The following is a 23633-nucleotide window of genomic DNA, read 5'->3' as shown; positions in this document are numbered from 1 at the left end:
ATCTTGTCAGGCCTCCGAGTGAATGCCCTTCATGATGATCACGCCACCCAGGCGCGTCGTGTCGGCGCGCATGCGCCTGGCGAGCGCGTCGGGCGATCCCGGCTGTGCCTGCCAGCCGGTCTTCAGCAGGGCCTCGGCCACTTCCGGTGAACTGATCACCTCGACCAGTGCGCCATTGAGCCGCGCCACCGCGGCCGGCTTCATGCTTGCGGGCGCGGCCAATGCGGTCCATATCTCGAGGTCGGCACCGCGCACGTCGGCGTCGCGGATGGTGGCCAGTTCGCCGGCCAGCGGGCTGCGCTCGGGCGAGGTCACGCCGATGGCCTTGAGCTTGCCCGACTTGAGGTGCGGCAGCGCCAGGCCGGGCGGCAGCAGCGCGAGCTGGATCTCACCCGCCAGGAGGCCCGCGATCACCTGCGGGTTGCCCGTGTAGGGCTTGTGCTGCGCGGTGATGGCCGCGCGGCTCTTGATGAGCTCCATGCCCAGGTGACCCACCGTGCCCACGCCCGGCGTGCCGTACCTGGCACCGCTGCCGAGGTTGCGCACCCACAGCAGCAGGTCGGCCGCACTCTTGCCTTCAGCGTTGCCCGCCACCGCGAGCACCAGCGGCGCGGTGCCGATGAGGCCGACCGGCGCGAAGTCTTTTTCGGGGTCGAAGGGAATGGCGGGGTTGAGCAGCTTGGCAATCGTGAGGTTGCCGTTGATCAGCGCGCCGATGGTGTGGTCGTCGGTGGCCTTGGCGACCTGGTCGGCCACGAGGTTGCCGCTGGCACCGGGCTTGTTCTCGACCGTCACCGGCTGCCGCAGGATCTTCGAGAGCGGCTCGGCGATGGCGCGGGCCGCGAGGTCGGGCGATGCCCCGGCGGGAAAGCCCACCAGGATGCGAACGGGCTTGGTCGGCCATGCGGCGTCGCCACCGGTGCGCTGCGCCCATGAGGCCTTTGCAAACAGCGAAGCGGCAACGGCTGCCGCGCCGCCTTCGAGCAAGCGGCGTTTGGTGATCGTCAAGATGACTCCAGGGAGGATGAAGAACTAGGGAAATCGCTTACCCATAGCTTACACAACGTTACAGGAGGACGCTGTATCAGGCAAGCACGAAGGGCCGCCGTGCAAGGGCTTTGGCATGCGCCGCGAAGGCGCATCGATCCCGATGCCTCCATCCCGCTCCCAAGGGAAAGCGTGCGCCGACGGGCGCGGTTTCTACCTCGAGGACCGCACGAAGATCGCGTACGGCTCAGCCTCGTGAAGAAGCCGCAGCAGCCCCGGCCTGCGCGTGCAACAGCTTGCGCTGCGTGGGAAACAGCGACCAGCCCCAGCGCTGCTGCGCATAACCCCACAGCCCCTGCTTGAAGAACAGCGTGACCAGGATCGCGAGCAGCCCAAGGCCCAGCAGGTACCACGTGCCGTAGTCGCTCAGGAACTTGTTGAGCGCCCAGAAGATGAGCGCGCCCACCAGCGGCCCTTCGATGCGCCCGATGCCGCCGATCACCACCATGAAGATCGCGAAGGCGGTCCAGTTGACGCTGAAGGCCGCATCGGGGCTGATGCGCAGGTTGCCCACGAAGTACAGCGCGCCCGCCAGCCCCGCACCGAAGGCCGCGACCACATACACCGCGAGCTTCATGCGCGCCACCGGAATGCCCTGCGACTCGGCCGCCACTTCGTTGTCGCGAATGGCCAGCAGCGCCAGGCCGCGCTTGCTGCGCAGGAACAGGTAGACCAGCGCGATCGCCGCGACCACGCAGGCCAGCGCCATCCAATAGGTGGTGCTTTCGCGCGTGGCCTTCTCGATGCCGCGCAGCGCCGTCAGCGTGGTGCCCGAGCCGCCACCGACCGCCGACACATTCGCGAAGCTCAGGCGGAACACCTCGGCGATGACCCAGGTGCCGATGGCGAAGTAGCCGCCCGACAGGCGGAACGCAACGAAAGACACCGGGATGGCAACGAGCCCCGCGGCCAGCGCGCCCAGCGGTATCGCCACGAAGGGGTTGATGCCCGCGAAGTTGCCCAGCATCAGCATCGCGTAGCCACCGAAGCCGAAGAAGGCCTGCTGCCCAATGCTCACCATGCCGCCGTAGCCGGCGAGCAGGTTCCACATCATCGCGAAGATGAAGTAGCAGGCGATCTCGACGAACTCGCGCATCCAGCTCGACTCGCCCCAGAACGGCAGGCTCGCCGCGAGCAGCACGAGGGCGATGGCAACGACGAGTGCGATGCGGCTCGCAGCGGTTGCACGCTCGACGGCAAAGGCTTGTTCGGAAGGCATGGTTCTGTTCATCCGCGTGTCTTGGGAAAGAGCCCCTGCGGCCGCAGCACCAGTACGACCAGGAACACGATGTGCCCGGCCCAGATGCCCCAGCCCGGGTCGAGCCGAAAGCCGATCTGCTGCGTGATGCCCAGGATCATTGCGCCGGCCAGCGTGCCCCAGAAGGAACCCATGCCGCCGATGATGACGGCCTCGAAAGCGAAGAGCAGCAGCAATGGCCCATCCGATGGCGACACCGTCGTGCGCATGCCTTGCAGCGCGCCCGCGATGGCGATCAGCACGAAGGCGATGGCGGTTGCGAAGGCATAGACCTTCTTCGCGTTCAGCCCCATCAGCTCGGCGATCTCGCGGTCGTCCGACACGGCACGGAACGAGCGGCCCAGCGCTGTGCGCGCGAACAGCCATTGCAGTGCGCCGGTCGCCGCGACCGCCAGGGCCAGCACGACCAGCGGCAGCACGCCGAGCGACAGCGAATCGCCCAACGCCACGCCCTGCGTGTTGAGCCCGCCGGTTTCGATGGAACGCGGATCGGCCGAGAACAGTTCGAGCAACAGGTTCTGGATGACGATCGACAGGCCGAAGGTGACGACCAGCGAAGGCAGCGGGTCTTTGCCCAGCGTGCCGTTGAGCACGTAGCGCTGCAGCGCATAGCCGAAGGTGAAGGCCACGGGCAGCACCGCGAGCGCGATCACCGCCACCAGCCAGGGCGCGGCTGCATCGCCACCGGACACCGAAACGCCCGCGATGACCGCGAACGCGCCGAGGATGATGAAGTCGCCCTGCGCCGTGTTGGTGAGCCGCATCACGCCGAACATCAGCGACTGGCCGAGCGCGAACAGCGTGTAGAGGCCGCCGAGCAGCACGCCTTGAACAATCGTCTCAAGCATGAGCCGCCTCCCCGATGCCGAAGTAGGCCTGCGAGATCTGCTCGCGCGTGAGGTCGCACGACCTTCCTTCGAGCGACACGCGGCCTTCCTGCAGGCAGTAGATGCGCTGCGACACCTGGCGCGCCATCGTCACGTCCTGCTCGACGATGACGACGGTCATGCCCTCGCCGGTGATGGTGGGCATGGCGGCATAGATCTCGCGGATGACGATGGGCGCCAGGCCCAGCGAGAGTTCATCGCACAGCAGCAGCTCGGGGTTGCTCATGAGCGCGCGGCCCAGCGCCACAATCTGCTGCTGGCCGCCCGAGAGCGAGGTGCCGGGCTGCTGGCGCTTCTCGGCAAGGATGGGGAACAGCGCGTACAAGCGCTGCAGGTCCCAGGGGCCCTTGCGGCCGGCGGTGGCGCCCATCAGCAGGTTCTCTTCGACGCTGAGGCTGGGGAAGAGGCGGCGGCCTTCGGGGACCATCGCAAGGCCGCGCCGCACGATCTCGCCGGGTGGCAGCCCGCCGATGGGCTCGCCCTTGAAATGGATCGCTTCGCGTGGGGCGCGGACGAGGCCGGTGAGACTTTTGAGGAATGTCGATTTGCCTGCGCCGTTGGCGCCGATGATGGCGACGAGTTCGCCTTGGGCAAGGGAGAAGTCGATGCCGAAGAGGGCCTGGGCGTCGCCGTAGAAGGCCTTGAGGCCTTGGGTTTCGAGCAGAGCGGTCATAGGTTTTTCTCCCTCCCCTTCCGGGGGAGGGCTGGGGTGGGGGCAAGCGGCGTTCGATAGAGCACCCCGACGAAACCAGTCCCGTCGTGCCCCCATCCCAACCTTCCCCCAAAGGGGGAAGGAGCAATGCGCAGACTTGGCGCGCTCATGCTTCCATCCCCATGTACACCCGCCGCACCTCCGCATCATTCATCACCACCCGCGGCTCTCCTTCCGCCAGCTTCTGCCCGAAATTGATGACGAACAACCGGTCCGCCAACGAAAGCAGCGCATGCACCACATGCTCGATCCAGATCATCGTCACGCCGCGCGCCTTGATGCGCTTGAGTTCACCGACCAGCACCGCGGCCTCGGGCTCCGTCAACCCGCCGGCGATCTCGTCGAGCAGCAGCAGTTGCGGTTTCGTCGCCAACGCGCGCGCCAGTTCGAGCCGCTTGCGGTCGAGCAGCGTGAGGCCACCGGCCGGCTTGTTCGCATGCGGCATCAGCCCCGTCTGCGCCAGCACCTCGTGCGCGGTCTGCCATGCCTCGCGCTCGGTCTGCTGGCCTCCGAAGCAGGCGGCGGTCACGAGGTTCTCGAACACGCTCATGTTGCCGAAGGGCTGTGGCACCTGGTAGCTGCGACCGATGCCCGCATGACAGCGCTGGTGCGGGCGCAGCCGCGTCACGTCGCGGCCCGCGTATTCGACGCGACCCGCATCCACGCGCACGTCGCCCGAAATGAGGTTGAACAGCGTGGTCTTCCCCGCGCCATTCGGCCCGAGGATGCCCAGCGTCTCGCCCTCGGCCACCGACAGCGTGATGTCGTCGGTGACCTTGAGCGCGCCGTAGGACTTGCTCACGGCATGCAGTGCCAGCAGTGCCATGTCAGAGCAGCCGCAGCGTGCCGCCGGTCGGAATGCTCTTGGCCGCCTCGTTGTTCACGATGGTCAGCTCGACCTTGTACTTCTTGCCCTTGCCCCATTGGCCGAGCACCAGCGGCGTCTTGCTGACGTTCTTGAACGGGCCCTGCCCGCCCCACTTCACGGGGCCGACCACCGAGTTGATCGAGGTCGATGCGACGGCGTCGCGCACGTCGCCCGCCTTCAGCGACCTGGAACGCGACAGTGCATTCGCCGCCACTTCGAACAGCGCATGCGCAAACCCGATGGGCTGCGTCCATTGCTTCTTCGCACCGGCTTCGTAGGCATCGGCCAGTGCCTTCGCGCTCTGCTGCGTGAGGCTCGACGTGAACGGATGCGAAGGGCTCCACCACACCTCGGTCGACAGGCCATCGCCCAGATCACCCAGCGCCTCGATCGCGCCGGGGAACAACAGCGCCTTGCCCAGCGTGATGACCTTGGGCTTGAAGCCCTGCTGCCGCGCCTGCGTGAGGAAGGTCTTGGCATCGGGCGGGATCACCACGCCGGTGACGATCTCCACGCCCGCGCTCTTGAAGGCCGCGATCTGCGCGCTGAAGTCCTGCGTGCCGTTCTGGAAGCGGCCGGGGTCGGTGAGCGTGAAGCCCATCTGCGCGAGCGGCTTGGGAAAGCCCAGCTCCTTGTCGCCCCATGCGTTGCCGTCGCCGTCGTTCGGGAACAGCCCGCCGACCTTCTTGTTGGTGGCCACCGTCTTCCAGCCGTTGGTGAAATTGGCGATGACGTCCTCGAGGCCCCAGAACAGGTGGTACGTCCAGTTGAAGCCTTTCGCCGGATCGCCCTTGCGGCCGAAGAACCACGGCTGCCACGGCACCACGCTGGAGACGCAGGGCACCTCGTTGAGCTCGCACGCATCGCTCACCGGGTTCGCGGTTTCGGGTGTGCCCGCAGTGAGCACCAGCGCGACCTTGTCCTTCAGGATCAGGTCGTTCGCCACCTCGCCCGCGCGGTTGGGGTTCGACTGGCTGTCCTTCAGAACGATCTGCACCGCGTACTTCTTGCCGCCGACGCTGATGCCGTCCTTGAAGGCCGCCTTCATCTGCTCGATCACCCATTTGTCGGCCTCGCCGAAGGGCGCGAGCGGGCCGGTCTGTGGCGACACGTAGCCGATCTTGAGCGTGTCGGCCGCGAACACCAGCGGTGCCGCGCCCGAGGCCACGAGTGCGGCCGTGGCCTGCGTGAACTGTCTGCGATTGAATGTCATGGTTGTCTCCGTCTTTTATGTTTGCTTTGCCGCGGTGGCCGGGGTCAGCGCGCGAAGTGCGGCGGTATCTGCGCGTCGACGTTCACCCACACGCTTTTGACCTGCGTGTATTCGCGCATCGCGTCGAAACCCATCTCGCGGCCGTAGCCACTCTGGCCGACGCCGCCGAAGGGCGAGCCGGGGTTCACGCGCTTGTAGCTGTTGATCCAGACCATGCCGGCGTGCAGGTCGCGCGCCACCTTGTGGGCGCGCTGCAGGTTGTTGGTCCACAGGCCGCTGCCCAGGCCGTAGTCGGTGCCGTTGGCGATCTGCATCGCCTCTTCGTCGTTCTTGAAGGTGAGCACGGTGACGAAGGGGCCGAACACTTCTTCCTGCGCAACGCGGTCCTTGTAGGACTTCGCCCGCATCACGGTGGGCTCGACATAGCAGCCCTTGGCCAGGTCGCCGCCGGGCGACTTGCCACCCGCGAGCAGTTCACCGCCCTCGCCTTGCGCCACATCGACATAGCTCAGCACACGTTCGCGATGCTGCGCGCTGGTGAGCGGGCCCATCTCGGTGTTCTCGTCGAGCGGGTTGCCCAAGCGGATCGATTGCGCCAACGGAATGAACTGTTCGAGGAACGCATCGGCGATCTTCTCGTGCAGCATCAGCCGCGAGCCCGCAATACAGGCCTGGCCCTGGTTGTGGAAGATGGCCCACGCACTGCCGTTGACGGCGGCCTGCAGGTTCGCGTCTTCGAACACGATGTTCGGCCCCTTGCCGCCGAGTTCGAGCTGCACCTTCTTCAGGTTGCCCGCGCTGGCCTGCACGATGCGCCGGCCCGTGGCAGTGCTGCCGGTGAAGGCGATCTTCGCGATCTCCGGATGCTCGGCGATGTACTGGCCCGCCACGCTGCCCAGGCCCGGCAGCATGTTGACCACGCCGGGCGGCAAGCCCGCCTCGGCCATCAGCTCGGCGATGCGCAGCGACGACAGCGGTGTGATCTCGGCCGGCTTCATCACGATGCAATTGCCGGCCGCGAGCGCGGGCGCCATCTTCCAGCTCGTGAACATCAGCGGGAAGTTCCACGGCACGACCTGCCCGACGATGCCGACGGGCTCGCGCAGCGTGTAGTTGAGAAATCCTTCTTCGACCGGAATGGTCTCGCCCTGGAACTTGTCAGCCATGCCGCCGAAGTAGCGAAAGCACGCGGCGGTGCGCGGCACGTCGAGCCGGCGCGAATCGCGGATAGGGTGGCCGGTGTCGAGCGATTCGAGGCGCGCGAGTTCTTCGCCGTTGGCTTCGATCAGGTCGGCGAGCTTGAGCAGGATGCGGCCGCGGTCGGCGGCGGCCATGCGGCTCCACTTCGGGAACGCGCGCTTGGCGGCGGCCACGGCCTTGTCGACGTCGGCCTTGCCAGCGAGCGCGACATTGACGATGGGCGTGTTGTCGTGCGGGTTCAGCGTGGCGAGGGTCTCGCCGGATTCGGCGTCGACGAAGCGGCCGTCGATGAAGAGTTGGTGGCGGATGGACAGAGACATGGTCGTTCCTCTCCCTTCCCCGTTGGGGGCGGGTTGCGGTGGGGCTTCTTCAAGGAGGGCGCGGGCTTGGAGAGCCCCCACCCCTGCCCTCCCCCGGAGGGGGAGGGAGCAATGCATCAGAACTGCACGGGGATCTCGGGCGACTCGCCCTTCTGGATCTCGTAGACCAGGCTCGGCGAGCCGTTCTCCCACACCAGCAGCATCGAGCGCTTGGGGCTGAAGCCCTGGTGCCGGCAGTAGGCAGGCATGGCAGCCATGTCGCCTGCCTTCATGATCACGCGGGCCATGGGCCTGCCGGTGTTCTTGTCGCCGCAGTCCCAGTGGATCTCGTCGGTCATCTGGAAGAACCATTCGACGCGGTCGTTGCCGTGGATGATCGGCAGGATGTGCTCTTCGGTCGTCGGGCACATGTAGCTGTGCTTCACCACCGAGGTGAAGCTCGGGTTCCACGTCACCTGCGAGCGGCTGAGGAAGCCTAAGATATTGAAGGCGTGCACATCGTTCTCGAAACCGGGCTCGGGGTGCAGCTCGGGCTGGCCCTGCGGCACGTCGGCGAAGGCGCGGTTGACCGGCGCACCGCGTTCGTCGCTGCGCAGGTCGAGGTCGCCCTTCAGGCCCACGCAGCGCTTGGCGAGTTCGCGCGCCCTCGTGATCTTGGCGGTGTTGTTGCCCTTCTTGCGGCCGTAGGGCGAGCCGGTTTCCTGCGGCGCGGCGAAGGGGTCGAAGGCCTCGTTGGTCCAGTCGTCGAGCATGGCCTCGAAGGTGGCGCGGATCTGCGCGGTCGGGAAGTTCTCGAGCAGATCGATACCGGCGTCTTTCATGGTGCCGTTGAAGCTGCCGGCGTAGAGGTCGACCGACTCGTAGTGGTTGACGGTGCCGAACACGTCGTCGAAGTTGACCCAGCCGTAGAAGAAGCCCCAGGCCACGTCGCGCATCAGCGCGCGCAGGTAGCTGCCGGCGTCCATGGTGTGGCTCATGGGGCGGCCGTCGCGGGTCTTCCAGCCGATGTGAACGAAGTATTCGTCGCGGCGGAAGCTGAAGCTGCCGAGCGAAAAGTTCTTGTAGCCGAGCGTGGCGTCGGGCTGCGACGCGATCACCTTGGCGAGTTCTGCGGGTGCGTTCATGGTGTGTGGCTCCTGGGTGTTCGATGCAATCGGTGCAATCAATGGGACTGGCAGATGTCGGCCCACTTTTCGACCGAGAGATCGCCCTTGCAGCTCTGCAGGACGATCACACCCGGCTCGCCGGCGGTGCGGAACTGGTAGGCGGTGTTCTTGGGCAGCAGGCCCTGGTGGCCGCGCGAGAGCTTCATCCAGCCCATCTTCTTGCCCTGGGGTTCGCCCTTGACGAGCACGGCACCGTTCTTCTCCTTGTCGGCCACGGTCTGCGCGGCGTCGAGCTGCACGAGGTGCACTTCGACATCGCCGTCCATCACCAGCGCGAACTCGTCGTGCGCGCAGGTGTACCAAGGCGAGGTGCCTTCGGCGCGCAGCGTCTCCAGCACGTAGATCTGGTTCTGGCCGAACACCACCTTCTCGTAGGGTTGGCTGATGCTCGCGATTTCGAAGCAGTTGGAAAACGCGTAATGGCGAACGTCGTCGTCGATCGGCTCGACGTGGCCCTTCTCGAAGTGCTTGAGGGAACCGAAGCGGGTCTGGTAGGCGGTCGAAGTGGTGGCTGTCATGGCTTGTCTCCTTGGATGAGCGAACTCTAGGAGTCAACCGCCACGCGCGGTAGGGACCAGATTGGAAGAGGATTATTCGGAGACTCCGAACAATCGCAGGGGTTTACCCCGGTTCGGGCGCTACCCGCTCGAACGACTGAACTCGATGAGTTCCGCAGGGATCATTCCGCGCTCGATCAGCGTGGCGTCCCAGGGCGGCACGCGGGTGAAGCGCGTGGCGATGTGCTCGATGAACAGGCGCAGCTTGAGCGCGTTGCGCGAGGTGCCCGCATACACCGCGCTCAGCGAGAACGACGACAGCTGGTGCTCGGCCAGCACCACGCGCAGGTCGCCGCGCGCAATGGCATCGCCCGCCACCAGTGTGGGCAGGCAGACGATGCCCGCGTGCTCCAGCGCGTATTCGCGCAGCAGGTGCACGCTGTTGGTCAGCAGCGCGGCAGACAGATAGATGGTGGTCTGCTCGCCGTTGTGATGAAAGGTCCAGCGGTCGCGCGTGGGGTAGCCCGAGTACAGGCCGAGCTTGTGGCGGTGCAGGTCGCGCGGCGCGGCCGGCGTGCCATGCGCCTCCAGGTAGGCCGGCGTGGCGCACAGCAGCCGCCGCACCGGGAAGAGCGGACGCGACACGAGCTCCTGCGACGCGGCGGGGAAGATCTGCAGCGCGCAATCGACACCGGCCTTGACCGGATCGGCCACCGCGTCGCTCACGATCAGTTCGAGGTGGATGTCGGGGTAGGTGGTCTGGAACTCGCGCAGCAGCGAGGCGAAGCGGCCCAGCACCATGCCCGTCAGCGCGTGCACGCGCAAGGTGCCGGAAGGCGTGCCGCGCGCATCGCGCATCTGGTCAACGATGCTGTCGGCGCGCACGACCAGCTCGGTGCAGTCGCGCAGGAAGGCCTGGCCCATGTCGCTGAGCCGTACCACGCGCGTGCTGCGATGGAACAGCGGCGCGCCAAGAAACTCCTCGAGCTGCTTGACGCGCGTGGTGACCACCGAATTGGCCACGCGCAACTGGCGCGCGGCCTCCGCGAAGCTCTGGGTCTGCGCGACACGAACGAAAGTTTCAATGCTCTGGAGGCGGTCCACGGCGGCACTGTACTGCGCAGGCTCGTTTTGCGCGCCCCGCCGGCACGGGCCCCACGCCCGATGCGGGAAAGCCCGGGGCCCTTGCGTTGCGGGCAAGACGAAAGACCGTCATCCCTGTATCGGGGGGTTACCAGCCCCACTTACAATCCCTGCCGCATCACCCACCCCCACACGAGGTCTTGTCCGCAATGCCCAAGAGCCGCCAGCCGCGCACCCGTTTCAGCTTCTCCCCCACCGTGCGTGCCCTGTTCCTGGCCGCTGCGGCCTGTGGCGTGGCGCTTCCCGCACTGGCCGCCATCGAGCATGAAGAGGTCGACAAGCTCATGCAGGCCGGCAAGCTCGACGAAGCCATGACCAAGGCCGATGCCTTCCTCAAGGACAAGCCGCGCGACCCGCAGATGCGCTTTCTCAAAGGGGTGATCCAGCTCGACACCGGCAAGCGCGCCGAGGCCATCGCCGCCTTCACGCAGCTGACACAAGACTCCCCCGAGCTGCCCGAGCCCTACAACAACCTGGCCGTGATCTACGCGGGCCAGAACCAGTTCGACAAGGCACGCAGCGCGCTCGAAAGCGCGATCCGCACCAACCCCAGCTATGCCACGGCCCAGGAAAACCTCGGCGACGTGTATGCACGGCTGGCCAGCCAGGCCTACAGCAAGGCCCTGCAGCTCGACCAGAACAACACCGCCGTGCAGCCCAAGCTGGCGGTGATCCGCACGCTCTTCACGCCGACGCCACCGGGCGGCAAGCCGACGGTGGTCGCGGCGGCATCGCCCGCACCGGCTCCTGCCGCCAAGGCACCGGCGCCCGCGCCCGTCGCCGCGCCGGCCCCTGCACCCGCCGCACCGGCGAAGGTTGCGGCGGCCCCCGCGCCCGTGGCTGCGCCGGCCAAGGCTCCCGAGGCTGCGCCAGCCCCGGCACCCGCACCGGCAGCAGCCTCCGCGTCCAACGCCGAAGTGGAATCGGCCGTGCGCGCCTGGGCTTCGGCATGGGCCAGCCAGGACATGGACCGCTACCTCGCGGCCTACGGCAGCGACTTCACTCCCGCCGGCGGACAGGGCCGCAAGGCCTGGGAAGAAGACCGCCGCGCCCGCATCGTCGGCAAGTCGCGCATCAGCGTGAACATCGAGAACCTCGTCATCAAGGTCGACGGCGCGTCCGCGACCGCCAAGTTCCGGCAGATCTATCGCGCCGACAACCTCAACGTCTCGAGCCGGAAAACGCTGGAAATGCAGCGCGCCGGCAATCAGTGGCACATTCGCAAGGAAAGCGTCGGCGGCTAGTGGCAGACATCGTCCGGCACGGCCGGCTTCAGAATCCTCCGTTCCGTTTGCGCAGCGGGAACCTGCTCGCAGCACTGATGACCGCATCGGCACTGATGCTCGCGGCACCCGGTGCCGCGCTGGCATCGAACAACAAGCCGGGCACCACCAAGAGCAGCAACGCCAAGGCCGCAAGCGGCAGCAGCAGCCGCTCCGCCGCGCATGGCGCCGGCACCCGCGTTTCCGCAAGAGAAGCCCGGGAAACCAAGGGCGGCAAGGCGCAGGCCAAAGGCAAGAAAACCTCTGTCGCGGAAAACAGAAAAACCGCCGCCTCGGAAGCCCGGACCGCCTCGGCCGCCAAGCCTGCGCGCCGGTCCGCGCCTGCAGCCGCCTCCATCCAGGAGGCCAGCAACGCCGAAGCCCGGCTGATCGCGGTCTATGAGATGTTCGGCCGCGGACAGGCCCGCCCTGCGCTGGCCAAGGCACGCGACCTCGTGCGCGACTATCCGAACTTCCAGCTCGCGCAGCTCGTCTACGGCGACCTGCTCGCGGCGCAGGTACCTCCGTCGAATGCACTGCCCGACACCGCCAGCATCGCGAAGATGCGCGGCAACCCGGCCATGGCCGACCTGCACGAGGAATCGCGCCGGCGCCTGCAGGCCCTGCGTGAAAGACCGCCCGCGGGCACCGTGCCCTCGCAGTTCCTGACGCTCTCGACCCGCAGCCGCTACGCCATTGCCGTCGATGCCTCGCGCTCGCGCCTGTACCTGTTCGAGAACTCCGACAAGGGCCTGAAGCTTGCGGCCGACTACTACATCTCGGTCGGCAAGTCGGGCACCGACAAGGCCACCGAGGGCGACGCCCGCACCCCGCTGGGCGTGTACTACATCACCAGCAGCCTCGACCCGAAATCGCTCAAGGACTTCTACGGCGCCGGCGCCCTGCCCATCAACTACCCCAACCCGTACGACGTGCGGCGCGGCAAGACCGGTGGCGGCATCTGGCTGCACGGCACCCCGCCCCAGCAGTTCGCGCGGGCCCCGCTGGCAAGCGACGGCTGCGTGGTCATGGCCAACCCCGACCTGAAGCAGCTTTTGCGAAAAGTGCAAATTGGCGCCACCCCGGTGGTCACCGCGCGCAGCCTGCAATGGATTTCGCCGCCGCAGGCTGAAAAAGAGGCTCAATCATTTACCAGCGCAATTACGGCCTGGAAAGATGCAAGGGCCAGCGGCAATGAAGCGCAATTGAAGAAATTCTATTTGCCGGACTTCCAGCGCAACAATAAAAAGACCACCGAGGGAATTTCCGCCCTCCACGACGAGGTGGAATACGCCCAGGGCAAGCGTGTCCAGTTCAAGGACATGTCGTACCTGCACTGGCGCGACGGCGACGACACCATGGTCGCCACCTTCGGCGAAGTGTTCGAAGGCGAGAAGAGCGGGCGCACCCGGCGCCAATACTGGCTGCGCCAAGGCAGCGAGTGGAAGCTCTTCCACGAAGAAATCCTGGGCTGAGGCCCTGTCGGCGGCGGGGTCACCCCCACAACTCGTGACTTTTTGCTCACGCGTTTAGGCTATTTTCAGTGTTACATCTGCCCCTTTGGGGCCCCGTGCTACGTAACGCGTAACGCCTTTGTTCCCGTAACACCCCCATTCCGCGCGTTCCCGGCGCCGTAACGTCCCATCCCCTCTTCATGGGAGGCGGCATGGCGTTCACAGAGGGAAAAATAGGTTTCCAAAATGTTAACGAGCCCGCCGACCTCTATCCGGCCAGGCTGACGGGAAGCTGGCCGCCATCCTGCTTTACACCTTTCGGCTAGCACACCTAGGGCTGAAGTCTTGCGGGTTTCTCTTGTTGATACACGGAGTTACGCTGTATAACATCCACCTCGCCAGCTTTTGTTAACACTTCCTGAAAGGGTAAATCATGCTTAGCTCAATTACTCGTTTTCTGCGCGACGAAGAAGGCGCAACCGCAATTGAATATGGAATTATTGCGGGGATGATGGCGGCGGTTCTGGTCGCCGTATTCAGCCCAACTGGGACACTGTCCACCGCAATTACCAATTTATTTGGTCGAATCGTTACAGCACTGAATGGCGCAGGGGCCTGAAGAACACTCGCTTCGAGTTGAAATCAGAATTCGCACTGCTGATCTGGCTGCTTTTCGTCCTCGTCTATGACCTCCGAGAGCGCCGCGTCCCCAATTGGCTCGTGCTTTCTGGCGCCGTACTGGCCCTGGCAGCCCTCGCCTTCGGGTCGCAGCCTTTCGGGATCGGATGGGCGACAGCGCTGGTGGGTGCAACCGTCGGCTTCGGATTTCTGCTGCTGTTCTATGCCACCGGACTCATGGGAGCAGGTGACGTGAAATTCGCCGGCGCACTGGGACTGTGGGTAGGCCTGCAATCGCTGGCTGCCATCTGGGTCATCGCAAGCCTTCTGGCTGGAACCCACGCAGTGCTTTGGCTCATCCTTCGACGCTGGCCGTGGTTTCCGCGGCTCGCGCAATTGCTGTCCGCCGGACAGCGACCCGTCGCCAGCGACGGCGGCGACTCGCGCCAGAAGGCGCGCTTCATTCCCTATGCGGCCTACCTCGCATTGGCGACCGCGGTGTGGATGGTTTGGGGGCGACAGGGGTAGCGCACTGCCCCTGTTTCCACGGGCTGTTCATCGTCGAAACCCTTGATCGCTTGCCCCTCTCCCTCTGCACACCGCACATGATCAACCTTACGAAAATCATCGCCGCCATCCTCGTCCTCCTGGCCATCGCGCTCGGAGGCTACGCCTGGATGCTCGGCCGTCAAACATCGCCGCCCCCTGTCGCCACAGGTGCCGCACCGAATGCCGCGCCCGCAAAAGCCCAGGAAGCTGTCACGTACCCGGTGGTGGTGGCTGCCAGGACGTTGCCCGCAGGCGAGGCCATTCCCGCCGACGCGTTGCGCGTCGAACGCCTGACCATCAACCCCGCGGGCGCGTTCCAGGACACGGCCGTCGTGGCGGGTCGCGTGCCGGTGCTCGATCTCGGCGAAGGCACGCCGCTGCTCGAAGGCCAGATGGCATCGGGCCTGGCACTCAAGGTCCTCGAGGGCGAACGTGCCGTCGCGATCAAGGCCGACGAGGTCATGGGCGTAGGCAACAAGATCCAGCCCGGTGACTTCGTGGATGTCTTCGTCATGCTCAAGTCGGACAACAAGGACATCGACCGCACACAGGCGCGGCTGCTGCTCTCCCGCAAGCGCGTTCTGGCCTTCGGCAGCGCCTCCGTTGACGGCCTGGCCTCGAAGGCAGGCGACAAGGCGGGTTCGAATCCGCAGCAATTCCAGCGCAACGATCCCGCACGCACCGCCGTGCTTGCCATTCCAGTGGAGGACGTCAACCGGTTGACGCTCGCGGATTCGAGCGGCCGGCTCTTGCTGGCGCTGCGCAACCCGGGCGACACATCGCAACCCGATCCGAAGCTCTTCGCGGAACTGCCGACAGCACTCCAGCCCGTGCGCTCCGCCAAACCGGGTGACGTGCTCCGCGTGCCCCTCGAAGGGCTGGACCGCGCACAGGCCGGCCTCACAGCGATAGATCTCTCCACAGGCGGCCAGTCTGTCCCCAACCGTCCTGCAACGGGGGTGCGGCCCACTGTTCCGGGGCCTCGCGTCGCGGGTCGCAGCGGCGGCCTGCAGGTCGAAGTGATCCGCGGTGAGAAAAGCGAAACCCTGCAGTACTGATCGTTCACCCCAGCCGACTAGCGCCTTTTGCCTCTCAGAAAGAAACACATGCCGCACACGCTCCGAACGAAGCAGATCAGCGCCATCCGCCATGCCGCAGGTGCGCACGCTCGTCTGCTTCGCCCGTCCCTGTTGATGCTGTGTCTTCTGGCGCCAGGTATCTGGCCGTTGGCCTCTTCAGCCGCCGATGCTGCTGCACCGGAACAGGCGTCGCAGATCCCGTTGACTGTCGGCGTCGGCACGCAGCGGGAACTGTTGATCGAGAAGGGCATCGACCGCATGGCCCTTGCCGACGAGACCGTGGCAGGCGTGACCCTGACCCGCAAATCGCCAGGCGCCCCGGCGGCGCGGCTGATCATCACGGGCAAGGCAGCGGGCCGAACGACGCTCATGGTCTGGGAAAAGGGGCGCTCGACCGCAACGACCTACTCCCTGGAAGTGCGGCGGAACGCCACCAGGCTCTCCGGCACCCTGGACAGCATGAACGCGCATCAGCAGGCGCGGGACGCTGCCCTGTCCAGCGTTCCCGAAAAGGGCGTGCTGATCGACCGTTCGATCGTGAACGTGCGCAGCAACACGGTGCAGGTTGAAGTGAAGGTGGTCGAGTTCAACCGCAATGTGCTCAAGCAAGCCGGCCTCAACATCTTCAGCACCCGCCCCAACTCCAGCGGATTCGGCTTCGGCGTCTTCTCTCCGTCCTCACTCTCTTCGTCTACGTTTGCTTCGAACGGCGGCATCAGCGGCCAGTACAACAATCCCCTCACGCAAGCCTTCAGCCTGCTCATGAACTTCGGCAAGGCCGGCATCGGCCTGAATGTCGGTTTTCTGGAAGGCAACGGCATGGCCCGCGTCCTGGCAGAACCGACATTGGTGGCCATGTCGGGCCAGAGTGCCAGTTTCCTCGCCGGCGGCGAGTTGCCGATTCCGGTGCCGCAAGGCCTGGGCACCGTCAGCATCGAATACAAGCCCTTCGGCATCGGCCTTACCCTGACGCCCACGGTGCTGTCGAACGAGCGCATCGTGCTGAAGGTCGCGCCTGAAGCCAGCGACCTGGACTACACCAACGCGGTGAACATCGATGGCGTCGCCGTTCCGGCGATCACCACGCGACGCGCCGACACCACGGTCGAGCTCGGCGACGGCGAGAGCTTCATCATCGGCGGCCTTGTGAGCCGCACCACGACATCCAACGCCAACAAGGTGCCCCTTCTCGGCGACCTGCCCATCCTCGGCGCGTTCTTCAAGCAGAACCAGTACCAGATGAACGAGAAGGAACTCGTGATCGTGGTCACGCCGCACCTGGTGAAGCCGATTGCGCGCAACACCGACCTGGCGCCCTACCTGCCCGGCGGCGCCGAGCAACGCGATGGGCCTGTCTGGCGTGCCAATTTCCTGGGGGCCGCGTCCGGCACGACGGTCCCCGGCTTTTCGCGCTGATGGCCATGCAGCCCAACGGCAGGTCGTCCCCATGAACGCTCCCCGCGACAGCATTCCCGAAACAGGCGCAGAAACCTACCTGTTCGCTTCGAGCAACGGCGGCCACATCACGTGGCTGACCGATGCGCTCGGCCGGCTGGGTTCCGTCGTGGTGCTCGCGCCCGACACCAAGTCGATCGACGAGCGCATCGCCCTTCTCGGCCCCGTGGCGGTCTTTCTCGATTTCTCGCCCGACCAGAGCGACAGCGCCACCCAGTTGCACCAGCGCCTCAAGCGCGACTGGCCTGCCCTCCCCGTGCTCGCGACGGGTGTATCCGCAGAGCCCAGGGCCATGCTCGCCGCGCTGCGTGCCGGTGTCGACGATTTCATCGACATGGCCGCGCCGGCCACGGACGCTGTCAATACGCTGCGCACCTTGCTCGAACGGCGAAGCACCCTGCAAGGGGGCACACGCGGCACCACCCTCGCACTGCTCGGTGCGCGCGCCGGGCTCGGCGTGACCACGCTCGCCGCCAGCCTCGCCCTGACGCTGAACGATCAGCTGGCGCAGGCACCCGCGCGACCGCAGAGCCGCACGGCACGGCACGGTGTGGCGCTGCTCGACCTGGGCCTGCCGGCGCGCGACGGCCTGCTGTACCTCGACACGCAGAGCGGCTTCAGCTTCGTCGACGGCGTGCGCAATCTGCGGCGGCTCGACCAGACCTTGTTGCACACCGCATTGGCGCATCACACCAGCGGCGTTGCCGTGCTGCCGCTGCCCGCCAGCCTCACGCAGGTACGCGAAATCTCGCATGCCGACTCGGTGGCGCTCATCAAGCGCCTGACTGATTTCTTCGACTTCCAGATCGCCGACCTGGGTGGCTTCTCGACGGTCGACTTCATCGCGCAGACGGTGCGCGAGGCCCAGCACACATGGGTCGTGTGCGACCAGAGCATCGGCGCCATCGTCTCCACCGCCAACCTGCTCAAGGAACTGCGTACACGCGGCGTCGAGATCGAGCGGCTCGCGCTGGTGGTCAACAAGTTCGATAACCACGTGGGCCTTTCGGCCAGGGATATCGCCGAACGCCTGGAACTGCCGTTGCACCATGTGCTGCCCGCGCGCAGCGCACCGCTGCTGGCCGCCGCGAGCCGCGGCGAAATGCTGGTGCGCACCGCGCGCAACGACCCCTACTCGCAGGCAGTCACAGGCCTGGCCCGCAGCCTGCACCAGGAATACATGACCGCCTCGGGCCAGCCGCCGGCCAAGGACGCACGGTGGGTTGCGCTCATGTCGCAAGTGACCGGACTCTGGAAAAGTTCGAACGAAAGCTGACCCATGTCCACTGATATCGAATTTGCCGACGACGACCAGGCATTCATCAACTCGCAGCAGTTCCAGGACATCAAGAGCTGGACGCACGATCACCTGCTCAGCCGTATCGAAGAACTCGGTGCGGAGTTCGGCCGCTGGTCGCGCGCGTCCATCCAGCAGTTCGTCGAACTCGAAGTCGACAGCTTCGTGCGCCTTCGCCGCGTGCCGATCAACGACCGTGAGATGCAGCTCATCGCCGATGCGCTGACCAAGGAGCTTGCGGGCTTCGGGCCGCTCGAAGACCTGCTCAACGACCCGGCCGTCGAAGACATCCTGATCAACGGCCACACGAACGTGTACGTGTCGCGCAACGGCATCCTGGAGCGCGAGACCCTGCGCTTCGCCGACACCGAGCACGTGATGCGCATCGTGCGGCGCATCCTCGCGCCGCTGGGTCGCCGGCTCGACGAAGCCAATCCGATGGTCGATGCACGCCTGCCCGATGGCGGCCGCATCAACGTCATCATCGAACCGCTGGCCATCGACGGCCTCTCGGTGTCGATTCGAAAGTTTCGCAAGGAGCCGCTCACGCCGGCCGACCTGGTCAAGCTCGGCACTTTCGACGCGGGCATGGCTCAGCTGCTCGAGATCGCCGTGCGCGCGCGCTGCAACATCCTGGTCAGCGGCGGTACGAGCTCGGGCAAGACATCGCTGCTCAACGCGCTCGCCAGCTTCATTCCGCATGCCGAGCGCGTGATCACCATCGAAGACACCGCCGAACTGTCGCTCGGCCACACGCACGTGGTGCGACTGGAAAGCCGGCCCGGCGGCTTCGACGGCCAGGGGGTGGTGTCGATCCGCGACCTGCTGCGCAACAGCCTGCGCATGCGGCCCGACCGCATCATCGTCGGCGAAGTGCGCGGTGCCGAGGTCATCGAGATGATGCAGGCCATGAACACGGGCCATGAAGGCTCCATGGGCACCATCCACGCAAGCTCGCCGCGCGAGTGCCTGTATCGCCTTGAGATGCTGGCGGGTTTCGCGGGCTACCAGGGCAGCGAGACCAGCCTGCGCCGGCAGATCGCGAACGCGATCGACTTCATCGTGCAGATCGGCCGCCTGTCGGGCGGACAGCGGCGCATTCTGTCTCTGAGCGAAGTCACGGGCGTCAACGACAACGTGGTCGCCATGCAGGAGCTGTACCGCTACGAACCCGTGGTGTCGCCCGACGGCGAGGAACGCGATCGCTGGGTGTCGCTCGGCATTGCGCCGCACTCGCCGAAGATCACGCGCTTCCGTCAGACCCTTGCACGTCCTTCGGGAGATCGCCGTGCGTGAAGGGCTGCTCGTCATCGCCTGTGTCGCGCTGCTGATGGCCGCCGCGGGATTGATGCTGTGGCAATGGGCCAAGGGACGGCAAGGACGTCAAGCCACCGAGCGCCACCTGGCGCAGCGCATCCAGGCCAGCCTCGTGCCGGAAGTGCCGGTCCTGATGCCGTTGCGGGACGCCCCGCCGGCAGGGCTCACCTCCGACCCCTGGCTCGAAACAGGTGCCGATACCGCCGGCCTTCCCCACAAGAACCGTCTCGACGCCCTTCTGCCGAGTTGGCTGGATGGTGTCATCAAGGTGCGTACTGCCGCCCTTGTCATCGCCTTCATCCTGCTGATTTCCGCGCTGACGGGTGCTTTCGCGGGATGGCTTGCGGCAGCAGCTGTCCTGTTCCTTCTGGCGTTGGCGGCGTGCTTTGCACTGTGGCTGCGCCTTCAGCGTTTTCGCCGCGAGCTGGTCGGCCAGTTGCCTGCGTACATCGACGCCATGGTGCGCCTGATCACGATCGGCAACTCCACGCAAGCGGCCTTTCAACTCGCCATCGCGAGTTGCCAGGCGCCGCTTCGCGGTTATCTGGAGCGCGCGGCCAGCCTGGTACGTGCCGGTGTGGACCTCGACCGCGCCCTGCACCAGACGGCGAACAGCGTGCGCGTCGAAGAGATGTACCTGCTGGCCTCGATCCTGGGGCTGGGCGTGCGGTATGGCGGCCGGGCCGACCTGTTGCTGGAGCGGGTCGCCAACTTCATGCGGGACCGGGATCAGGCCGAGCACGAACTGATGGCGATGTCTGCCGAGACGCGCATGTCGGCCTGGATCCTTGGATTGCTTCCACTGGGCGTGGGCGCCTTTCTCGTCGTGATGAACCCCACCTACTTCGTGGGCATGTGGGGCGACAGCACCGGTCGCATGCTGATCTTCTCTTCACTCGGTCTGCAGCTGGTGGGTGCCGCGCTGCTGTATCGGTTGGCCAGATTCGCATGACACTCACATCCCAAAATCTGGTCATCGCCAGCCTGGCGCTTCTGGCCCTGGGCCTGGTTCTCGCGGCCAGCGCATTGATCGCAGCCGAGCTGCGTCGTGCGCGCAGTGGCCAGGCCATCGGCCGTGCCATCCGCCGTGGCGCGGAAGCCCAGGTCGAACAGGCGGCGACAGCCAAGCCTGCCATCGACGAGCCACCGCGCACCGACATCGACTTGCCCTTCCACTGGCTCGATACACGCCTCGGCCGCGCGCTGGTGGCTGACGAAGACCGACGGCTCATCGACCAATGCGGCCTTCCGTCGCAGCGAGCCCAACTGGTCTTCCTGGTCACGCGCATCTCCTTGGCACTGCTCTTGCCGCTGCTGGCCTATGTCTTCTGGGGTGAAGGACACACGCAGCGCACGGTGATCTCCGGCCTGGCTGCCGCCTTCGTGCTGGGTTTCATGACGCCGAAATGGGTGCTCGGGCGTTTTGCCGCAGGTCGGCGTGAACAGGTGGCGCAGGAGCTGCCTCTCTTCATCGACCTGCTGCGCCTGCTGCAGGGTGTGGGCCTGAGCCTGGACCAAAGCCTGCAGATCATGGCAAGCGACTTCTCGCATGTGCTTCGCGTGCTCGGCTACGAACTGGCCTTCGCGAACCGCCAGTACAGCCAGGGGCGCACCCGGGAACACTCGCTCCAGCGTCTTGCAACCCTGCACAAGAACGAGAACCTCAACGGGCTTGTCTCGCTGCTCGTGCAGGTCGACCGCCATGGCGGTGCGGTGCAGGAGCCGTTGCGCATCTTCAGTGACCGGTTGCGCGAACGCCGCCGTTCGGAGATGAAAGAGCGCATCGGGAAGATCACCGTGAAGATGACCGGGATCATGGTCACCACCTTGCTGCCGGCCCTGATCATCGTGACCGCGGGACCTGGCTTCATATCGGTCTTCCACTCGTTGGGGAGCATGAGCAAATGAGCACCACCCGCCTGACTCCATTTCTTGTCACCAAGCCCAGCCGGCTCGCAACCTGCGTCGCCGCGACCTTGCTGGCATTCGCAGTCGTTGGCTGCTCCAGCCTGAAGGGCCAGTACGCGGCCAACTCCGACGCGCAGCAGCGTCAGGCCTTCGAAGCCGCGGCCGACGCCAAGGCCGGAACCACCATCGACACACAGGCGACCTATCTCAAGGTGGTCGAGCAGATGCAGCAGGAGGGCCTGTGGTTCGCATCGCTGGCGCACATCGATGCGCTGGAGCAGCGCTGGGGTGTCTCGCCGGAATCCACACGCATGCGCGGCGATGCATTGCGGCAGACCGGCCAGGCGGCGCTGAGCGAAGACGCCTATAAGCGTCTCATGGGAACCCCCAGCGAAGGCGCCGGGTACCGCGGCCTGGGCTTGCTGGCCGGCGCGCGCGGCAACTTTCCAGAAGCCATCCGGATGTTCAGGATGGCCCAGTCCCGCACACCGACCGATGCGCTGCTGCTGAGCGACCTGGGCTATGCCAGCCTGCGCGCAGGATTGATCACCGACGCCCGCCTCCCCTTGATGCAGGCGATGCAACTCAAGCCCGACAGCCAGCAGGTGCTGGCCAACCTGGCGCTCTACCTCGAAGCCGACGGACAACGCGAGCAGGCGACCGCATTGATGGACGCCCACCGCATGCCCGAAGCCACCCGTGCAAGCATTCGCGAAGCCGCGCGCCAGCTGCGCACGGACCAGCCCCTGGCGGCCTTGCCCCCCTCCGCCGGCGACGCGACGCCGAAGGCTCCGATGAGCGCTGTCGGCCTCCCGCCGGCAGACGATGCAGCGGCCGTTCCCCTGGCGCTCAAAGCTTCACGCTGGACTGCCATGGGCGGGGCACGGGCGCAACTCACACCATCCTTGGCCGACTCCACGACGCTTCAGTCATCCAACCCGACTTCACGAGGCACGCAATGAAGCACACACACACGCATCGCATCATGGCCTTGTCCACACTGGGACTCGCGTTCCTTCTGGCTTCGGCCGCGCACGCGGCGACGGCGCAAGAAACAGCCTCCAATCCCGCCGCACCCGCCGCGCGCGCAATACCGGTCGAAACGACGCCCGCGCAGAATGAACCGCGGCCCCAAACCGCTCCGCCGGCCGAATATGAGCCCGTGCGGCTGCAGGTGGGCGATGCAACACAGAGCCTGTTCGCATGGCAGCGCAGCGGCGAGCTTGCGTCCACCACGCCGCGCCCCATTCCCGGTGACGTGGCGAACAGGAGCTATGAGCGCTACCTGAAAAGTTTCGAGTTCCCCATTCCCGAGCGGATGACTTCGACCGTGAAGTCCAGCAACAGCAACAGCAACAGCAGCGTGACCAAGTAGCCGCGGCCATCCAGCGACCTGCTCTCTTCTTGTGGCACATCTCATGAACGCACCTCGCCCTCGGTCCACCGCGCGTGGTCAGCGCGGTGTATACGCGATCGAGTTCGCGATGGTGTTCCTCATCTTCTTCGTGCTCATTTATGCCGCGATCTGCTACGGCCTCATTTTCACGCTCCGCTTCGGCCTGCAGAACGCGGCCGAAGATGGCGCACGTGCCGCGCTGCGCTATCAGATCGACCTCCCCACCCGCGCCGCACAAGCCCAGACAGTCGCCACGGCGAGCGCCAGCTGGTTGCCCGCTGCAGTGACACTCAACGCGACCGCGACGGTGTGCCAGGTCGCCACCAACAACTGCACTGCGGCCGTCATCAGCGCCTGCGGCATCACATGGGCCACGCGCTGCCAGATGGTCGTCACCGTCACGGCCAGCAACATGGGGCGGCTACTCCCTCCCTTGCCGAGTTTCGCGACGCCAACCCAGTTGACGGGGCAAGCCAGCATGCTGCTCGACACGAGGACACCATGACCGCCACCAGCCGCCGTCATCAGAAGGGTGTGGCCGCGATCGAATTCGCGTTGGTCTTTACGGTGCTCTTCCTGGTGATCTACGGAATAGCCACTTTCGGTGCTGTCCTGTACGCACAACAGGCAATTTCTCGGTCCGCGGAAGATGGTGCTCGGGCCGTGGCATTGCTGAATTCGGTGCCCACAGCCAACGACTCGCGAATCCAGAACGTCGTCTACGACTCGCTGGCCAGCTCGCTGATTGTTCCCGCTGCATCGAACACCAGCCTGGCGACTCGACGCAGCTGGATCGCGGCACAAGTCACCGTGGTCGTTACGACCACGGGCACCAACCCCAACATAAACACGGTGGTGACGGTGACCTATCCGTACAGCGCCAATCGACTGCTGCCTTCGCTGCCCCTGCTGAACACAAGCCTCTGGATGCCGGACCGGTTGAGCGGTCGCTCCACCGCAGCGATTCAGCCCACATGAAAGGGCTCG

24 protein-coding genes are annotated in these 23633 nt (G+C 65.9%); 14 read left to right on the top strand and 10 right to left on the bottom strand.

Going from position 1 to position 23633, the window contains the following annotated elements; translation table 11 throughout:
- Positions 1-6 precede the first annotated feature (6 nt).
- The 10 genes from BLQ28_RS28835 to BLQ28_RS28790 all read right to left on the bottom strand — a co-directional run bounded on the left by BLQ28_RS28835 (position 7) and on the right by BLQ28_RS28790 (position 10272).
- Complete coding sequence (locus BLQ28_RS28835; protein ID WP_093246747.1) at positions 7-1008, bottom strand: Bug family tripartite tricarboxylate transporter substrate binding protein; 1002 nt, start codon at positions 1006-1008, stop codon at positions 7-9.
- A gap of 226 nt (positions 1009-1234) precedes the next feature.
- Complete coding sequence (locus tag BLQ28_RS28830; RefSeq protein ID WP_093246746.1) at positions 1235-2266, bottom strand: branched-chain amino acid ABC transporter permease; 1032 nt, start codon at positions 2264-2266, stop codon at positions 1235-1237.
- An 8-nt stretch (positions 2267-2274) separates the two neighbouring features.
- On the bottom strand, positions 2275-3153 hold the full coding sequence (locus BLQ28_RS28825) for a branched-chain amino acid ABC transporter permease (RefSeq protein WP_093246745.1): 879 nt from the start codon (positions 3151-3153) through the stop codon (positions 2275-2277).
- Positions 3146-3865 carry an ABC transporter ATP-binding protein gene (locus tag BLQ28_RS28820; protein WP_093246744.1) on the bottom strand — a complete coding sequence of 240 codons (720 nt, stop codon included), beginning with the start codon at positions 3863-3865 and terminating at the stop codon, positions 3146-3148. The genes BLQ28_RS28825 and BLQ28_RS28820 overlap by 8 nt, the downstream gene beginning before the upstream one ends.
- 145 nt (positions 3866-4010) lie before the next feature.
- Complete coding sequence (locus tag BLQ28_RS28815) at positions 4011-4730, bottom strand: ABC transporter ATP-binding protein (RefSeq protein ID WP_093246743.1); 720 nt, start codon at positions 4728-4730, stop codon at positions 4011-4013.
- Between the two features lies 1 nt (position 4731).
- The gene (locus BLQ28_RS28810; protein ID WP_093246742.1) at positions 4732-5985 is read right to left on the bottom strand and encodes an ABC transporter substrate-binding protein; all 1254 of its coding nucleotides are present in this window, start codon (positions 5983-5985) and stop codon (positions 4732-4734) included.
- A gap of 44 nt (positions 5986-6029) precedes the next feature.
- A complete protein-coding gene (locus BLQ28_RS28805; protein ID WP_093246796.1) occupies positions 6030-7493 on the bottom strand; it encodes an aldehyde dehydrogenase family protein in 1464 nt (487 codons plus the stop codon).
- 128 nt (positions 7494-7621) lie between these two features.
- Entirely contained in the window at positions 7622-8629 is a 1008-nt protein-coding gene (locus tag BLQ28_RS28800) for a hydroxyquinol 1,2-dioxygenase (protein WP_093246741.1), read from the bottom strand.
- Positions 8630-8667: 38 nt separating this feature from the next.
- Entirely contained in the window at positions 8668-9189 is a 522-nt protein-coding gene (locus BLQ28_RS28795; RefSeq protein ID WP_093246740.1) for a cupin domain-containing protein, read from the bottom strand.
- Between the two features lie 120 nt (positions 9190-9309).
- The gene (locus BLQ28_RS28790) at positions 9310-10272 is read right to left on the bottom strand and encodes a LysR family transcriptional regulator (RefSeq protein ID WP_093246739.1); all 963 of its coding nucleotides are present in this window, start codon (positions 10270-10272) and stop codon (positions 9310-9312) included.
- A 188-nt stretch (positions 10273-10460) separates the two neighbouring features.
- Here BLQ28_RS28790 and BLQ28_RS28785 point away from each other — a divergent pair, with 188 nt between their 5' ends.
- The 14 genes from BLQ28_RS28785 to BLQ28_RS28720 all read left to right on the top strand — a co-directional run bounded on the left by BLQ28_RS28785 (position 10461) and on the right by BLQ28_RS28720 (position 23624).
- Positions 10461-11555, top strand: coding sequence for a nuclear transport factor 2 family protein (locus BLQ28_RS28785; RefSeq protein WP_093246738.1), 1095 nt, complete (start codon positions 10461-10463; stop codon positions 11553-11555).
- Entirely contained in the window at positions 11522-13048 is a 1527-nt protein-coding gene (locus BLQ28_RS28780; protein ID WP_093246737.1) for a L,D-transpeptidase family protein, read from the top strand. Before BLQ28_RS28785 ends, BLQ28_RS28780 begins: the two co-directional genes overlap by 34 nt.
- A gap of 412 nt (positions 13049-13460) precedes the next feature.
- Positions 13461-13646, top strand: coding sequence for a Flp family type IVb pilin (locus tag BLQ28_RS28775; protein ID WP_093246736.1), 186 nt, complete (start codon positions 13461-13463; stop codon positions 13644-13646).
- 17 nt (positions 13647-13663) lie between these two features.
- Positions 13664-14173 (top strand): A24 family peptidase, encoded by a 510-nt coding sequence (locus BLQ28_RS28770; protein ID WP_093246735.1) that lies wholly within the window; start codon positions 13664-13666, stop codon positions 14171-14173.
- A 77-nt stretch (positions 14174-14250) separates the two neighbouring features.
- Positions 14251-15252, top strand: a complete 1002-nt coding sequence (gene cpaB, locus BLQ28_RS28765) for a Flp pilus assembly protein CpaB (protein ID WP_093246734.1) — start codon at positions 14251-14253, stop codon at positions 15250-15252.
- Between the two features lie 135 nt (positions 15253-15387).
- A complete protein-coding gene (locus tag BLQ28_RS28760; protein WP_371126717.1) occupies positions 15388-16689 on the top strand; it encodes a type II and III secretion system protein family protein in 1302 nt (433 codons plus the stop codon).
- Between the two features lie 31 nt (positions 16690-16720).
- The gene (locus BLQ28_RS28755) at positions 16721-18004 is read left to right on the top strand and encodes a CpaE/TadZ family protein (RefSeq protein ID WP_093246732.1); all 1284 of its coding nucleotides are present in this window, start codon (positions 16721-16723) and stop codon (positions 18002-18004) included.
- Between the two features lie 3 nt (positions 18005-18007).
- Entirely contained in the window at positions 18008-19321 is a 1314-nt protein-coding gene (locus BLQ28_RS28750; protein ID WP_093246731.1) for a TadA family conjugal transfer-associated ATPase, read from the top strand.
- On the top strand, positions 19314-20294 hold the full coding sequence (locus tag BLQ28_RS28745) for a type II secretion system F family protein (protein ID WP_093246730.1): 981 nt from the start codon (positions 19314-19316) through the stop codon (positions 20292-20294). Before BLQ28_RS28750 ends, BLQ28_RS28745 begins: the two co-directional genes overlap by 8 nt.
- Positions 20291-21250: a type II secretion system F family protein gene (locus BLQ28_RS28740; protein ID WP_093246729.1), complete on the top strand. Its 960-nt coding sequence runs from the start codon at positions 20291-20293 to the stop codon at positions 21248-21250. The genes BLQ28_RS28745 and BLQ28_RS28740 overlap by 4 nt, the downstream gene beginning before the upstream one ends.
- Positions 21247-22212 (top strand): tetratricopeptide repeat protein, encoded by a 966-nt coding sequence (locus BLQ28_RS28735; RefSeq protein WP_093246728.1) that lies wholly within the window; start codon positions 21247-21249, stop codon positions 22210-22212. Before BLQ28_RS28740 ends, BLQ28_RS28735 begins: the two co-directional genes overlap by 4 nt.
- Positions 22209-22625, top strand: a complete 417-nt coding sequence (locus BLQ28_RS28730; protein ID WP_093246727.1) for a DUF3613 domain-containing protein — start codon at positions 22209-22211, stop codon at positions 22623-22625. Before BLQ28_RS28735 ends, BLQ28_RS28730 begins: the two co-directional genes overlap by 4 nt.
- A 43-nt stretch (positions 22626-22668) precedes the next feature.
- Complete coding sequence (locus tag BLQ28_RS28725) at positions 22669-23151, top strand: TadE/TadG family type IV pilus assembly protein (RefSeq protein WP_093246726.1); 483 nt, start codon at positions 22669-22671, stop codon at positions 23149-23151.
- Positions 23148-23624 carry a TadE/TadG family type IV pilus assembly protein gene (locus BLQ28_RS28720; RefSeq protein ID WP_093246725.1) on the top strand — a complete coding sequence of 159 codons (477 nt, stop codon included), beginning with the start codon at positions 23148-23150 and terminating at the stop codon, positions 23622-23624. Before BLQ28_RS28725 ends, BLQ28_RS28720 begins: the two co-directional genes overlap by 4 nt.
- Positions 23625-23633: the final 9 nt, after the last annotated feature.

The sequence above is a fragment of the Variovorax sp. EL159 genome (assembly GCF_900100965.1).
In the GTDB taxonomy this organism is placed as follows: Bacteria; Pseudomonadota; Gammaproteobacteria; order Burkholderiales; family Burkholderiaceae_C; genus Variovorax.
Note: the sequence above shows the minus strand (reverse complement) of the source record. Positions and strands in the feature narration are given on the sequence as shown.